Origin of the sequence: Sphingopyxis sp. TUF1 (assembly GCF_036687315.1) — a bacterium.
GTDB classification, from domain to species: domain Bacteria; phylum Pseudomonadota; class Alphaproteobacteria; order Sphingomonadales; family Sphingomonadaceae; genus Sphingopyxis; species Sphingopyxis kveilinensis.
This window is the reverse complement of record NZ_CP144683.1, coordinates 541,680-555,247: the sequence shown is the minus strand read 5'-3', so window position 1 is coordinate 555,247 and position 13,568 is coordinate 541,680. Positions and strand designations below refer to the sequence as shown.

General features: G+C 64.6%; 13 protein-coding genes and 1 other RNA gene. 6 read left to right on the top strand and 8 right to left on the bottom strand.

The genetic code is table 11. From position 1 onward, the window contains the following. Position 1 precedes the first annotated feature (1 nt). From dnaG to VSX77_RS02645, 3 genes are all read right to left on the bottom strand, one after another. Positions 2-1,879 (bottom strand): DNA primase, encoded by a 1,878-nt coding sequence (dnaG, locus tag VSX77_RS02655; RefSeq protein WP_338426121.1) that lies wholly within the window; start codon positions 1,877-1,879, stop codon positions 2-4. Further along, the gene (locus tag VSX77_RS02650) at positions 1,876-2,310 is read right to left on the bottom strand and encodes a GIY-YIG nuclease family protein (protein WP_338426120.1); all 435 of its coding nucleotides are present in this window, start codon (positions 2,308-2,310) and stop codon (positions 1,876-1,878) included. The genes dnaG and VSX77_RS02650 overlap by 4 nt, the downstream gene beginning before the upstream one ends. Positions 2,311-2,419: 109 nt before the next feature. Next, entirely contained in the window at positions 2,420-2,872 is a 453-nt protein-coding gene (locus tag VSX77_RS02645) for a GatB/YqeY domain-containing protein (protein ID WP_338426118.1), read from the bottom strand. Between the two features lie 131 nt (positions 2,873-3,003). On the opposite strand from VSX77_RS02645, the gene carA reads away from it, so the two are divergent. The 4 genes from carA to VSX77_RS02625 all read left to right on the top strand — a co-directional run bounded on the left by carA (position 3,004) and on the right by VSX77_RS02625 (position 9,247). Then, the gene (gene carA / locus VSX77_RS02640; RefSeq protein WP_338426117.1) at positions 3,004-4,287 is read left to right on the top strand and encodes a glutamine-hydrolyzing carbamoyl-phosphate synthase small subunit; all 1,284 of its coding nucleotides are present in this window, start codon (positions 3,004-3,006) and stop codon (positions 4,285-4,287) included. A 417-nt stretch (positions 4,288-4,704) separates the two neighbouring features. After that, positions 4,705-8,025, top strand: coding sequence for a carbamoyl-phosphate synthase large subunit (carB, locus tag VSX77_RS02635; protein ID WP_338426116.1), 3,321 nt, complete (start codon positions 4,705-4,707; stop codon positions 8,023-8,025). Positions 8,026-8,121: 96 nt separating this feature from the next. Beyond that, complete coding sequence (gene greA / locus VSX77_RS02630; protein ID WP_338426115.1) at positions 8,122-8,598, top strand: transcription elongation factor GreA; 477 nt, start codon at positions 8,122-8,124, stop codon at positions 8,596-8,598. A 13-nt stretch (positions 8,599-8,611) separates the two neighbouring features. Then, complete coding sequence (locus tag VSX77_RS02625; protein WP_338426114.1) at positions 8,612-9,247, top strand: rhomboid family intramembrane serine protease; 636 nt, start codon at positions 8,612-8,614, stop codon at positions 9,245-9,247. Between the two features lie 93 nt (positions 9,248-9,340). Here the strand turns inward: VSX77_RS02625 and VSX77_RS02620 are convergent, their stop codons facing one another. From VSX77_RS02620 to VSX77_RS02605, 4 genes are read right to left on the bottom strand one after another with little or no spacing between them, the layout of a single operon-like run. Then, entirely contained in the window at positions 9,341-9,889 is a 549-nt protein-coding gene (locus tag VSX77_RS02620) for an NUDIX hydrolase (RefSeq protein WP_338426113.1), read from the bottom strand. Position 9,890: 1 nt separating this feature from the next. Next, the gene (locus tag VSX77_RS02615) at positions 9,891-10,577 is read right to left on the bottom strand and encodes a TPM domain-containing protein (protein ID WP_338426112.1); all 687 of its coding nucleotides are present in this window, start codon (positions 10,575-10,577) and stop codon (positions 9,891-9,893) included. A gap of 12 nt (positions 10,578-10,589) precedes the next feature. Then, positions 10,590-11,426, bottom strand: a complete 837-nt coding sequence (locus tag VSX77_RS02610) for a TPM domain-containing protein (RefSeq protein WP_338426111.1) — start codon at positions 11,424-11,426, stop codon at positions 10,590-10,592. Between the two features lies 1 nt (position 11,427). Then, entirely contained in the window at positions 11,428-12,030 is a 603-nt protein-coding gene (locus VSX77_RS02605; RefSeq protein ID WP_338426110.1) for a LemA family protein, read from the bottom strand. Positions 12,031-12,146: 116 nt separating this feature from the next. Between VSX77_RS02605 and mscL the strand changes: the two genes are divergently transcribed. Together mscL and ssrA are read left to right on the top strand one after the other, a co-directional pair. Further along, positions 12,147-12,563, top strand: coding sequence for a large conductance mechanosensitive channel protein MscL (gene mscL / locus VSX77_RS02600; protein WP_338426109.1), 417 nt, complete (start codon positions 12,147-12,149; stop codon positions 12,561-12,563). 38 nt (positions 12,564-12,601) lie between these two features. Beyond that, positions 12,602-12,958: a transfer-messenger RNA gene (gene ssrA / locus VSX77_RS02595) on the top strand. Positions 12,959-13,098: 140 nt separating this feature from the next. Here the strand turns inward: ssrA and VSX77_RS02590 are convergent. Then, on the bottom strand, positions 13,099-13,512 hold the full coding sequence (locus VSX77_RS02590) for a MerR family transcriptional regulator (RefSeq protein ID WP_338426108.1): 414 nt from the start codon (positions 13,510-13,512) through the stop codon (positions 13,099-13,101). Positions 13,513-13,568: the final 56 nt, after the last annotated feature.

The window sequence follows — 13,568 nt, the reverse complement described above, 5'->3', positions numbered from 1 at the left end:
GTTACTGGCTGCGGCTGTCGGACAGCGCGGCCAGGCGGCGGGTCAGATCCTCGTCCATCGCGCGCAGCTTTTGCTGCCGCGCATGGCCTTCGTCGTCCATCGTGCGCATATAATCCGCAGTCGCCTCGGCTAGCCGGGCACGGATTTCGGGCTGCGTCACGAGCACGCCGATATATTCGTCAAGGTCGCGCAGCGCGTTTTCGCGTGCTGCATCAACCTCTTCGCCTTCGAGCCGTCGATTGAACGAGAAGTGCATTCCATCGGCTCTGAGCAATGTCATCGCCCTATTATACACTTTCATCGGCTCCAATATGGCAAGCAACCCCTCGCAATCAAGCCCTTCGCGGGCATTTGCGATGTCAAGCATCAGCCCGAGCAGTTCGGCGTCGCCGGAATCGGGGATCGCGAGGCGGATCAGCGCCTCTTCGTTGCGCCGGATTGCCTCCGGATAGCGGAGCAATCCGGCGAGCAAAGCCGCGGCGAGCGGCCCCGCGATGCCCGTCTGGCCGAGCGCGCGCGTTTCCTCGCCGGGCGGCTGGAGTCGCGGGTCGGGTTGAAAACGGCGGCCGCCGCGTCCCGGCCCCGGCGCCCACGGAACGCGCGGGCCGCGCTCGGGGCGCGCCCTCGCGAACAGGGCGTCGATTTTTTCGCGGAACGCCTCGCGATAATGATGGCGCACATCGGCATCCTCGATCGCGTCGGCGTGCGCGAGCAGCCGGGTCTTGAGCGCCGCGCGCTCCTCCGGCGTCGCAAGCGGGCCTGCGGCGACCTCGTGCGCCCACAAGCGTTCGACGAGCGGCTGCGCGTCGGCCAGGACCGCCGCGAAGCCGTCGGCGCCCTTGGAGCGCACCAGATCGTCGGGGTCCTGCCCGGGGGGCAGCGTCGCAAAGGCGAGGCTGAAACCGGGGCGAAGCAGCGGCAGCGCGCGCGTCGCGGCGCGCATCGCCGCCTTCTGCCCCGCGCTGTCGCCGTCGAGGCAGAGGATGGGCACCGGCACCATGCGCCACAGCATCGCGAGCTGGTTCTCGGTGAGTGCAGTCCCCAGCGGCGCGACGGCGTCGGCGATCCCCGCCTCGGCGAGCGCGATGACGTCCATATAGCCCTCGACGACGATGATCCGGTTCGTCTGGCGCGAGGCGGGCGAGGCCTTGTCGAGATTGTAGAGCGTGCGCCCCTTGTCGAACAAAGGCGTGTCGGGCGAGTTCAGATATTTGGGCTCGCCGTCGCCCAATATACGCCCGCCGAAGGCGATCACCCGCCCGCGCGCATCGCGGATCGGGATCATCAGGCGGCCGCGGAAGCGGTCGTAGGGCTCCTTGTCCTCGACCGCGATGAGCATGCCCGATTCGACGAGCATCGCGGTCGGGAATTTCTTGAGCGCTTCTTTCAGTGCGCTGCGGCTATCGGGGGCGAGGCCGAAGCCGAAGGCCTTGCGAGTCGCCTCCGAAATGCCGCGCTTGGCGAGATAGTCGCGCGCCGGGGCGCCGTTGCTGCTGCCGAGCTGCTGGGTGAACCAGTCGGCCGCGGCCTGCGTCACATCGCGCAGGCTCGCCTGCTCCTCGGCCTTTTTCGCGGCGCGCGGGTCGGGGGCGGGGACGTCCATCCCGGCTTCGGCCGCGAGTTCCTTGACCGCATCCATGAACGACAGGCCGCGCTGGTCGGTCATCCAGCGGATCGCATCGCCGTGGGCCGAGCAACCAAAGCAGTGATAGAATCCCTTTTCGTCGTTGATCGTGAAGCTGGGCGTCTTTTCGTTATGGAATGGGCAGCAGGCTTTATACTCGCGGCCGGCGCGGGTGACCTTTACCGTGCGGCCGATGAGGGTCGACAATGTGATGCGCGAGCGCAGTTCGTCGAGCCATTGGGGGGTGAGGGTCATGGGTTGCCCTCCGGGTCGGCCTGACCCCCACCCCCGTTCGTGTCGAGCGCAGTCGAGACACGTTGGCTCCCGGCCTCACGTCCCTCGACTTCGCTCGGGACGAACGGGGAGGGAGGGCGTTCTTTTGGAGCGCAGGAGAGATCGGGGCGTTCGTGAGGGGGTTTCGCGAAATGGCTCACCATTTCCCAGTCACCACGGATCAGCGCCTCCTTTTTCGCGCGCGACCAAGGCTTGATCCGGCGCTCCGCTTCCAGCGCTTCGATCCGGGTTGCGAAATACTGCGACCAGACCAAAGTCACCGGCCTCCGCCGCGAGGTGAAATCGCAAAATCCGCCGTGCTGATGCTGGGCGATGCGGCGTTCCAGATGGTCCGTGTGTCCCGTGTAATAGCGACCGTCGGAACAGAGCAGGATGTAGGTCCAGAACGCCATCCTAACTCTCTACCCGTTCGTGTCGAGCGAAGTCGAGACACGTTGGCGCCCGGCCTCACGTCCCTCGACTTCGCTCGGGACGAACGGAGACGGGGTGAGTGGCCGCCCCTTAGGACAACGCCGCCTTCACCCACCCGCTCGCCTTGCTCATATCGAGCTGCGAGCCCAGCCGGTCCTTCACCGCGGCCATCACCTTGCCCATATCCTTCAGGCTTTCCGCGCCCAGCTCCACGACGATCGCCTTGATCGCCGCAACCGCCTCATCATCGCTCAGCTGCGCGGGCAGGAAATCCTCGATCACCGCGACTTCGGCCGCCTCGATGTCGGCCAGTTCCTGCCGCCCGCCCTGTTCGTACATGGTGATCGATTCGCGGCGCTGCTTGACCATTTTCTGCAAAACGTCAGTCACCAGCACATCGTCGTCGGCCGGCGCGGTGCCGGTGCGCAGTTCGATGTCCTTGTCCTTGATCTTGGCCAGCATCAGCCGGATCGTGCCCAGGCGCGCCTTGTCGCCGCTCTTCATCGCGGCAACCTGCGCAGCCTTGATGTCATCGCGAATCATGCGTGTCCCCATGGCTCTCAAATTTCGGAAAGGCCCTCTCTAGCGGGAAGATTCCAAATCCGATAGCTTGTGAATCACTTTTTTGGCGCCTAATTGGTCGGCCGTTTAGCCCCCCGTCCGGAGCATGTTAAATGGCATCAGCCAACCCCCCAGTCGCGCCCAAAGCCGCCTCGCAAAGCCAGCCATCTGGCGCGACCGGCGTCCTCGTCCTTGCCGACGGCACGATCCTGTGGGGCGTGGGTTATGGCGCTGAGGGTGCGGCAGTAGGCGAGATTTGTTTCAATACGTCGATGACCGGTTATCAGGAGATACTGACCGACCCGAGCTACGCGGGCCAGGTCATCACCTTCACCTTTCCCCACATCGGTAATGTCGGCGCGAACCCGGAAGATATGGAGCGCGGCGTGCATGGTGCGCTTGGATGCATCACGCGCGAGCTGCCCACGCAGCCCAGCAATTTCCGCAGCGTCCAGACGCTGCCCGAATGGATGGCGGAACAGGGCGTCATCGGCCTTGCGGGTATCGACACGCGCGCGCTGACGCGCCGCATCCGCGATGCGGGCGCGCCGAACGGGGTGATTGCGCATCGTGCAGACGGCAAGTTCGACGTGGACGAGCTGCTGGCGATGGCGCGGAGCTGGTCGGGGCTGGAGGGCATGGACCTGGCGAAGACGGTCAGCCGGACGGATACGGGGGCGTGGGATGCGGGAACGTGGGTGCTGGGCAAGGGCTATGTCTCTCCCCTCCCGCCTGCGGGAGGGGTCGGGGGTGGGCCGACTTCTGCACCGACATCCGAGACTTCGCCCACCCCTAACCCCTCCCGCAAGCGGGAGGGGGACAGCAGACCCCATGTCGTCGCGATCGACTATGGCGCGAAGGACAATATCTTCCGCAATCTGGTAAAGGCCGGCGCGCGCGTCACCGTGGTGCCCGCGACGGCGACCCTCGACGAGGTGCTGGCGCTGGAGCCCGCGGGCGTGTTCCTGTCGAACGGCCCCGGCGATCCGGCGGCGACGGGCGAATATGCCGTGCCGGTGATCAAGGGGCTGCTCGACCGCAATGTCCCGATCTTTGGCATCTGCCTCGGCCACCAGCTGCTCGCGCTCGCCGCAGGGGCACGGACGGTGAAGATGCATCAGGGTCACCGCGGCGCGAACCATCCGGTCCAGCGCGTCGGCGGGGATTTCGCCGACGGCGTGGTCGAGATCACCAGCATGAACCATGGCTTTGCGGTCGACGCATTGACGCTGCCTGGCGGCGTGGTCGAGACGCACAAGAGCCTGTTCGACGGATCGAACTGCGGTATCGCGATCACCGGCAAGAAGGCGTTCAGCGTGCAATATCACCCCGAGGCGAGCCCGGGGCCGCAGGACAGCTTCTATCTGTTCGAGAAGTTTGTGGGTGGGCTGAAGTGATCACAGCCGCTGGTTATATATATCTTGCGTTGGCGGTGGTGGGGCAGGCTGCCCCAATCGATCCGGCCTCTCCTCCATCGACGCTCGTTTTCGAGTTCCCTGACGGCGTTCGGGGAGGATATGGGAATATCCAAGGAACGGGGTCGCGGCCTGACTTTGCGGGTCCCCACTTTCTGCTGGAACAAATCCGAAAATGTGGCGCAACCGATGCTAGATACTCGGATGTGGAGATTTCGCATCGTCGGCTAATTCTGGCTTCGAGCACGGCACGCGACCCTGAAATCGTTTCATGCGTGACGCGCTCCGTACCGTCCCATTTTTCCGTGTTCACAACGCCAAAGGACTCTCCGCGAAAATAATCTCCCCTTCCGGGAGTTCTAGTTCTCGCCTCTAAATGCCTGCCGATAAGGTCCAATAATGCCCAAAAGAACCGACATCCAATCCATCCTCGTCATCGGCGCCGGCCCGATCGTTATCGGTCAGGCGTGCGAGTTCGATTATTCGGGGACGCAGGCGATCAAGGCGCTCAAGGAGGAGGGCTATCGCATCGTCCTCGTCAACTCCAATCCGGCGACGATCATGACCGATCCCGACCTCGCCGACGCCACTTATGTGGAGCCGATCACGCCCGAGATCGTCGCAAAGATCATCGCCAAGGAGCGCCCCGACGCGGTGCTGCCGACCATGGGTGGGCAGACCGCGCTCAACACCGCGCTGGCGCTGTTCAACGACGGGACGCTGGCGAAATATGGCGTCGAGATGATCGGCGCCGATGCCGAGGCAATCGACAAGGCCGAGGATCGGCAGAAATTCCGCGACGCGATGGACAAGATCGGGCTGGAAAGCGCGCGAAGCGGCGTCGCGCACACGCTCGACGAGGCCTTCGCGGTGCTCGAACGCACCGGGCTGCCGTCGATCATCCGCCCGTCGTTCACGCTGGGCGGCACCGGCGGCGGCATTGCGTATAACCGCGAGGAGTTCGAGCAGATCGTCCGCGGCGGCCTGACCGCATCGCCGACCACCGAAGTCCTGATCGAGGAATCGCTCCTCGGCTGGAAAGAATATGAGATGGAGGTGGTGCGCGACCGCAAGGACAATTGCATCATCATCTGTTCGATCGAAAATGTCGATCCGATGGGCGTGCATACCGGCGACAGCATCACCGTCGCCCCCGCGCTGACGCTGACCGACAAGGAATATCAGATCATGCGCAACGCGAGCATCGCGGTGCTGCGCGAGATCGGCGTCGAAACCGGCGGGTCGAACGTCCAGTTCGCGGTCAATCCGAAGGACGGCCGCCTGATCGTGATCGAGATGAACCCGCGCGTGTCGCGCTCATCGGCGCTCGCGTCGAAGGCGACGGGTTTCCCGATCGCCAAGGTCGCGGCAAAGCTGGCGGTCGGATACACGCTCGACGAGATCATGAACGACATCACCGGCGTCACCCCGGCGTCGTTCGAGCCGACGATCGACTATGTCGTCACCAAGATCCCGCGCTTTGCCTTTGAAAAATTCAAGGGCGCCGAGGCGGTGCTGTCGACTGCGATGAAGTCGGTCGGCGAGGTGATGGCGATCGGCCGCACCATCCATGAATCGATGCAAAAAGCGCTGCGCGGGCTGGAGACGGGGCTCTCGGGCTTCAATTTCGTCGATCGGTTGAAGGGCGCGACCCACGACCAGCTGCGCAGCGAGCTGGCCAAGGCGACTCCCGACCGGCTGCTCAATGCGGCGCAGGCGATCCGCGAAGGACTGCCGCTGTCGGAAATCAACCGCATCGCGGGTTACGACATGTGGTTCCTCGAACGCATCGCCGAGATTGTCGAGGCCGAGCAGCGGGTGTGCCGCGACGGACTGCCGCGCGATGCCGAAGGACTGCGCAAGCTCAAAGCAATGGGCTTTTCAGACAAGCGCCTCGCGTACCTCGCGCTCCAGTCGGCAAACCTGCAACCCGGTACCCGCCGCGCCACCGCGCGCGGCAGCGGGCTGATCCACGAGGCGGTGAAGGCGATGACGGGCGGCGTCACCGAGGGCGAGGTGCGCGCGCTGCGCCACAAGCTCGGCGTGCGGCCGGTGTTCAAGACGATCGACACCTGCGCCGCGGAGTTTCAGGCGAAGACGCCCTATCTCTATTCGACCTATGAGGCGCCGACCTTTGGCGAGCCCGAGAATGAGGCGAACCCGAGCGAGCGCCAGAAGATCGTCATCCTTGGCGGCGGTCCGAACCGGATCGGGCAGGGGATCGAGTTCGACTATTGCTGCTGCCACGCCTGCTTCGCCCTGGAGGAAGCGGGGTATGAGACGATCATGATCAACTGCAACCCGGAGACGGTGAGCACCGATTATGACACGTCGGACCGCCTCTATTTCGAGCCGCTGACGGCCGAGGACGTGCTCGAAATCCTGCACGTCGAGCAGTCGAAGGGCGAGCTGGTCGGTGTCATCGTCCAGTTCGGCGGCCAGACCCCGCTCAAGCTGGCGCAGGCGCTGGCGGAGGCCGGCATCCCGATCCTCGGCACCTCGCCCGACGCGATCGACCTCGCCGAAGACCGCGAACGCTTTGCGGCGCTGGTCAACAAGCTGAAGCTGAAGCAACCCGAAAACGGTATCGCGCGCAGCCGCGAAGAGGCGATCGCGGTCGCGACGCGCATCGGCTATCCGGTGTTGACGCGCCCGTCCTATGTGCTTGGCGGCCGCGCGATGGAGATCGTCGACGATCAGGCGCAGCTCGAAAATTATATCGAGACCGCGGTGCAGGTGTCGGGCGACTCGCCGGTGCTGATCGACCGCTATCTGCGCGACGCGATCGAAGTCGATGTCGATGCCTTGTGCGACGGCACCGATGTCGTCGTTGCGGGCGTGCTCCAGCATATCGAGGAAGCCGGGGTCCATTCGGGCGACAGCGCCTGCTCGATCCCGCCCTACAGTCTGTCCGCCAAGATCGTCGCCGAGATCGAGCGGCAGGCCGACGCGCTTGCGCGGGCATTGGAAGTCCGCGGCCTGATGAACATCCAGTTCGCGGTCAAGGATGACGAGGTCTATCTGATCGAGGTCAACCCGCGCGCCAGCCGCACCGTGCCGTTCGTAGCCAAAGCGGTGGGTTCGCCGATCGCCAAGATCGCCGCGCGCGTGATGGCGGGCGAAAAGCTCGCCGACCTGCCGAAGATCAACCGCGACATCAAACATGTCGCGGTGAAGGAAGCGGTGTTCCCCTTCGCGCGTTTCCCCGGCACCGACCCCGTGCTGTCGCCCGAGATGAAGTCCACCGGCGAAGTCATGGGAATCGATCGCGATTTCAACCTGGCCTTTGCGAAGGCACAGCTCGGCGCGGGCGACCGCCTGCCGACCGAGGGCCGCCTGTTCGTGTCGGTGAAGGACAGCGACAAGTCGCGCATCGTCGGCCCGGTCAAACAGCTGCGCGCCTGGGGGTGGAAGGTGATCGCGACCGGCGGCACCGCCGACTATCTTGCCGAGCAGGGGATTGACGTTGAGCGCGTGAACAAGGTCGCCGAAGGCCGCCCGCATATCGTCGATCGGATCAAGGACGGCGATGTGCAGCTGATCTTCAACACCACCGAGGGCTGGCAAAGCTTGCAGGATTCGCAGTCGATCCGCGCCTCGGCGCTTGGCGCCGACATCGCCTACTACACCACCGCCGCGGCCAGCGATGCCGCGGCGCAGGCGATCGGCGCGCTGCGCGCGCACAGTCTTGAAGTAAAGCCGCTTCAAGACTATTATTGAAGGACCGCTCCACCTCCCCGACATCACGGAAAAGCGGCACAGCCGCCCCGGCGAAGTTTCGCTGGCGGTGGATTATTGACGAAGGACAACAGGATAATGGCAAGCGTTGAAAAGGTACCGATGCTGCAGGAAGGCTATGAGAAGCTGACCGCGCAACTCGCGGCGCTCAAGGCCGAGCGACCGCTGATCGTCGATGCGATCGAGGAAGCGCGCGCGCACGGCGACCTTTCGGAAAATGCCGAATATCACGCCGCCAAGGAACGCCAGGGCCAGGTCGAAGCGACGATCGGCGACCTGGAGGACAAATTGTCGCGCGCGCAGGTGATCGACCCGACGACGCTGTCGGGCGACCGCATCGTGTTCGGCGCGACGGTCACGCTCGCCGACGAAGACAACAAGCCGGTGAAATATCAGATCGTCGGCCAGGCCGAGGCCGACGCGAAGGACGGTAAGATCAGTTATAATTCGCCGCTCGGTCGCGCGCTGATCGGCCGCCGCGTCGATGACGAGGTCGAGGTCACGGTGCCGTCGGGCGACAAATATTATCTGGTGACCAAGATCGAATTCATCTGATGGGTCGCGGGCGATGAAGCCGCAGGACGCGCCGCTGGTCACGGGCTATGCGCTGGCCTGCGTCATCCTGTTCGTCCTGCTCTGGATCACCGGGTTCCAGATCAATGCGATCGTGCGCGCGGGTTTCATTCCGGCGCGTTTCGGCCATGAATTAATCCTGCCGCCGGGAACGATCGTGCCCTTTGTGCTGACGCCGCTGACGTCGGCCTTCCTGCACGGCGGGGTGCTGCACATCGCCTTCAACATGGTCGTGTTGTTGTTCATCGGCCGCCAGTTGGAAGCACCCTTAGGCGCGAAGGCGATGGCGGTGTTGCTGCTCGCGGGCGCCTATGGCGGTGCGCTCGCCCAATATCTTGCCGATCCCTCCTCAGCCGTGCCGATGATCGGCGCGAGTGGAGCGATTTCGGCACTGATCGCGGTGTTCGCGCTGATCTTCAGCCGCTCGGAAGCGCCCGCGATCGGGCCGATCCCCAGCCACTGGGTGCGCGCCATCTGGCTCGCGGCGGCGTGGATCGGCGTGCAGATCCTGCTGGGCTTCGCGGGCGGCGCCGGGTTCGGCGCGATTGCGATCTGGGCGCATGTCGGGGGATTTCTTGCGGGCCTGCTCCTGGCTCGGCCGCTGCTGCGCTGGCGTTTCGGGGCGCGGTAGGGCTCACGTCCCGTTCGCATCGAGCGAAGTCGAGATGCCTTTCGACCATGCTCCACCTCGAAGGTGTCTCGACTTCGCTCGACACGAACGGATTTAGGTGCCGGCCAGCAACCCGCCCGCGAGCAGCATCGCAACGCGCACGTCAATACCGCAGCCTTCGGCGCGTTTCGCCGCAACGAAATCCTCGATCCCGTCCAGTGCGACGCGGTGGACGATGATGTCCTCGCCATCGACGCCGCCGCCGTCGCCGACCTTGGTCAACCCCGACGCCACTAGCAGCGTGAAGCTTTCGCTGACCATGCCCGGCGAGCTGCAGAATTCGCCGACGGTGCGCCAAGTCGCGGCGCGATAGCCCGTTTCCTCTTCCAGCTCGCGCGCCGCGGCGACCTCGGCGGCTTCGCCCGCGCTGTCATCGCCGACAAGCCCCGCGGGCAGTTCGAGGCAGCTTCGTTTCAAGGGCACGCGATATTGCTCGACCAGGATGACGTGGCGCCCTGCCGCGTCCTCGTCGATCGCGAGGATCACCGCGGCATGGATACCGCGCGAGCGCGCGACATATTCCCAATTGCCCTGTTGCTTGACGGTGACGAAGCGGCCTTCCCAGCGCGTCTCGATGGGCGTGTCGGGGGCAGGGCGGGTCATGTCAGATTTCGATCAGCCGGTCGCACAGCTCGTTCGGATTGCCGTCGCTTTTCGGGAAATGCGTGGCAAGCACCGCCCCGACCTGCCGCACCGCTTCCGCCATGCCCTCGCCGGGCTGGCCTGCGCGGATGCGTTCGATCAGCGCGGCCATCGCGTCGCCCCAGATATCGGGCGACACCTTCGACGCGATCGCCGCGTCGGCGACGATGTCGGCGCGATGCTCGGCCAGGCTGACGTAGAGGACGACGCCGGTGCGGCCGACCGTCTTTGCCTCCGTGCCGACCTTGAACAGGTCGATTGCGCGCGCGCGGGCGCGTCCGGCCTTGATCGACCGCGGCGTCAGCGCGAGCCGCAGCGGGCGCCAGAGCAAGATCAGCCATATACCGATCCATTTGACGACGCCCACGGCGATGACCGTGCCGAGCCACTCGTTTGCGGTCGGTTCGTGCCCCCAGCCGCCGCGCAAGGCATCGTAAAGGCTGCGATAGAAATCGGGGAACAGCGCGACGAGCGACATGGCGAGGAAGGCGCCGACGCTCGCCCAGACGAGCGCGACATCGTCATAATCGCTCGACTGCGCGGCGATGATCGTGACGATCTCGCCGTCGGTGTGGAGCTCGGCGGCCGCGACCGCATCGGTGACGATGCGGTGATCGGCTTCACTCACATGATTGACTTTGCGTGGCATGTTTCCCGTTTCCTACCAGCCGCCCGACGCGCCGCCGCCGCCGAAGCTGCCGCCGCCGCCCGAAAAGCCGCCGAAGCCGCCACCGCCAAAGCCGCCGCCACCGCCCCACGACGATCCACCGCCGCCGCCCCAATCGTCATTATCGCCCCAGATGATGATCGGCGCGGCGCCCCATGGGCTGCCGCGCCGCCCGCGGCGTTTGTTGCCGCGTCCGCGGCTCGCGAACCACGGGATGATGAAGAAGATGAGGACGATGAAGCCAAGGAAAAACAGCCCGCCGAAATTGCCGTCGTCGGCGCGGTCGCGTTCGGCGGCAGCGGCGGCCTGCGCGCGCGCGGCAGCTTCCTCGGGCGGCAGTTCGATCTGTTCGGCAATGGCGTTCACCCCGGCCTGGATGCCGCCGGGATAGTCGCCGTCCTTGAAACGCGGGGTGATCGTATCGCGGATGATCCGCCCCGACATCGCGTCGGTCAGCACGGGTTCGAGCCCCAGCCCGACCGCAATGTGCATCCGCCGCTCGTTCGGCGCGACCAGGAACACGACGCCATCGTCGCGCTCGGCATCGCCGATCCCCCATTCGCGGCCAAGGCGGTAGCCATAATCGGCAACATCGCGGCCCTCGAGGTCGCTGACCGTCGCGACGACAAGCTGGTGCCCGGTGCGTTTTTCAAGGTCGAGCAGCTGCGTGTTGAGCGCGGCTTCTTGGGCCGCGGGGATGATGTCCGCCTGATCGACGACGGGATTGCCCGCGAGCTTGGGGAAGGTTTGCGCGGCTACAGGGGCGGCAAGCAGCAGCAGCCCTGAAAGGGCCGCTGCTGCCAGCGAACGGAGCGGGGCGATGGCGCCCACCTTACTGTCCGAAATCGACCTTCGGCGCCTGGTTGGCGTTGGGAGTCACCGCGCGGTACGGCGTCATCGGCTGTGCGCCATGGACGATCTTGGCGCCGATGATATCGGGGAAGGTGCGGATCGTCGTATTATAATCCTGCACCGCCGCGTTATAATCCTGCACCGACACGTTGATACGGTTTTCGGTGCCTTCAAGCTGCGTCATCAGGTCAGCAAAGCGCGCCTGGCTCTTGAGGTCGGGATAGGCTTCGACGGTCACGAGCAGGCGGCCCAGCGCGCTCGATACATTGCCCTGCGCCTGCTGGAACGCCTGCACCTTTGCGGGATCGTCAAGGTCGTCGGTGCCAAGCTTGACCTGCGTCGCCGACGCGCGCGCCTGGATCACGCCTTCAAGCGTCGATTGCTCAATGTTCGCTGCGCCCTTGGCGGTTTCGACGAGGTTGGGGATCAGGTCGGCGCGCCGCTGATAGGCGGCCTCGACATTCGCCCATTTGGCCTTGGCGGCCTCTTCCTTGGTCGGCACGCTGTTGATGCCGCATGCGGACAGGCTCATCGCGGCGACAGGCAGGATCAACCAGCGGGCGTTGCGATAGGTCATGGTCATCAGGCTCCCTCCGGCGGCGTTTTGCCGCAACAATACACATAATAGGAAGCCGCTTGCCTTTGTGCAATCGCCGCGGCACCCTTTGCGCCAACACGCCATCATCGGGGTTTGACAAGATGCTGAATGAATTCAGGCAATTTATCGCGCGCGGCAATGTTATCGACCTTGCCGTCGGCGTCATCATCGGCGGCGCGTTCGCCACGATCACCAAATCGCTGACCGAGGACATTATCATGCCCGTCGTAGGCGCGATCTTTGGTGGGGTCGATTTTTCCAACATGTTCATCCGCCTTGGCCCGGTTCCGCAGGGCGTTTCGGCAACCGATTATGCCGCGCTGAAGGAGGCGGGGGTTGCGATGATCGGCTATGGCGCCTTCATCACAGCGACGATCAATTTCCTGATCCTTGCGTGGATCATCTTCCTTTTGGTGCGCGCGGTGAACCGGGTCGTGCGCAAGGCTCCCGATGCGCCTGCGGGACCGAGCGAGGTCGATCTGCTCACCGAAATCCGCGACGAATTGCGAAGGAAATAAGGGAGTTGAGCCGTTTGCGGGACGAATGGCCCGCCTGCGCTCTTTCCAAGCGCGGGCGGGTTTCCTATATAGGTCGTGTCGGTTTCGGCCGACTATGAGGATAAATGGTGTCGTGGAATAGACACAGCGGACCCGGGGGCAGTACCCGGCGGCTCCACCACAAACCCGCGTTTCTTCGATGGGCGCGCGGGTTTCTGACGGGGCCGAACCAGGATCGACGTGTGTTCAAAGACGATATTTTCTTCCGGGCTGAGTAACCCGTTCAAGGCTCAAAACCAATAAGTGCTAACGATAACGAAGCACTCGCTCTTGCTGCCTAACCGATAAGCCTCACGGCCTAAGGTTAGACAAATAGAACGCGGTTCGGACCGAACCGGGCAACAGAATCGGATACCAGCGGCTGGGGACGAGCCGGGCAACAGAATCGTCCCACCTTATCTGTCCGGCTGACCACGGCCCGCTCCCCACCCGACCTCCCATAGGCTACTATCGTCAGGGAGGTCGGGTGGGGGAGCGGGCCGGTGCCGTTTATCCTTCAGACATGCGCGCTTTCGCAGTGGCGATGATCGCCGAGCGCCTCGATCACCCGGCAATCGCCCGACAGGCCACCGCGGCAGCGGCCGACGATGCGCGTCAGTTCGTCGCGCAAGAGAGTAAGCTGCGCAATCTTCGCCTCGACCTGTTCCAGATGCGCCGTCGCAATCCGGTCGGCCTCGCCGCAGTCGCGCGCCGGATCGTCCGACAGGTCGAGCAGCGAGCGGATCTCCTCGATCGTGAAGCCGAGTTCGCGCGAATGGCGCACGAAGGTCAGCCGCGTGCGGTGCGGCTCGCCATAGCTGCGGTAATTGGCCGCGGTGCGCGCGGGCGCGGGCAGCAGGCCGATGCGCTCGTAATAGCGGATGGTTTCGATGTTGGTGCCGGTGGCACGCGACAGCTCGCCGATTTTCATGGCTTGACCCTGTAGTTGATACAGGGTGCATATAGGATACCGACTCGGAAACACCA

Excerpts from the sequence above, each read along its gene's own strand:
- VSX77_RS02620 (WP_338426113.1), bottom strand. The coding sequence starts at position 9,889 with ATGACCCGCCCTGCCCCCGACACGCCCATCGAGACGCGCTGGGAAGGC.
- VSX77_RS02605 (WP_338426110.1), bottom strand. The coding sequence starts at position 12,030 with ATGACCATGACCTATCGCAACGCCCGCTGGTTGATCCTGCCTGTCGCC.
- VSX77_RS02590 (WP_338426108.1), bottom strand. The coding sequence starts at position 13,512 with ATGAAAATCGGCGAGCTGTCGCGTGCCACCGGCACCAACATCGAAACC.
- VSX77_RS02650 (WP_338426120.1), bottom strand. The coding sequence starts at position 2,310 with ATGGCGTTCTGGACCTACATCCTGCTCTGTTCCGACGGTCGCTATTAC.
- VSX77_RS02625 (WP_338426114.1), top strand. The coding sequence starts at position 8,612 with ATGAAGCCGCAGGACGCGCCGCTGGTCACGGGCTATGCGCTGGCCTGC.
- carA (WP_338426117.1), top strand. The coding sequence starts at position 3,004 with ATGGCATCAGCCAACCCCCCAGTCGCGCCCAAAGCCGCCTCGCAAAGC.
- VSX77_RS02645 (WP_338426118.1), bottom strand. The coding sequence starts at position 2,872 with ATGATTCGCGATGACATCAAGGCTGCGCAGGTTGCCGCGATGAAGAGC.
- greA (WP_338426115.1), top strand. The coding sequence starts at position 8,122 with ATGGCAAGCGTTGAAAAGGTACCGATGCTGCAGGAAGGCTATGAGAAG.
- dnaG (WP_338426121.1), bottom strand. The coding sequence starts at position 1,879 with ATGACCCTCACCCCCCAATGGCTCGACGAACTGCGCTCGCGCATCACA.
- carB (WP_338426116.1), top strand. The coding sequence starts at position 4,705 with ATGCCCAAAAGAACCGACATCCAATCCATCCTCGTCATCGGCGCCGGC.
- VSX77_RS02615 (WP_338426112.1), bottom strand. The coding sequence starts at position 10,577 with ATGCCACGCAAAGTCAATCATGTGAGTGAAGCCGATCACCGCATCGTC.
- mscL (WP_338426109.1), top strand. The coding sequence starts at position 12,147 with ATGCTGAATGAATTCAGGCAATTTATCGCGCGCGGCAATGTTATCGAC.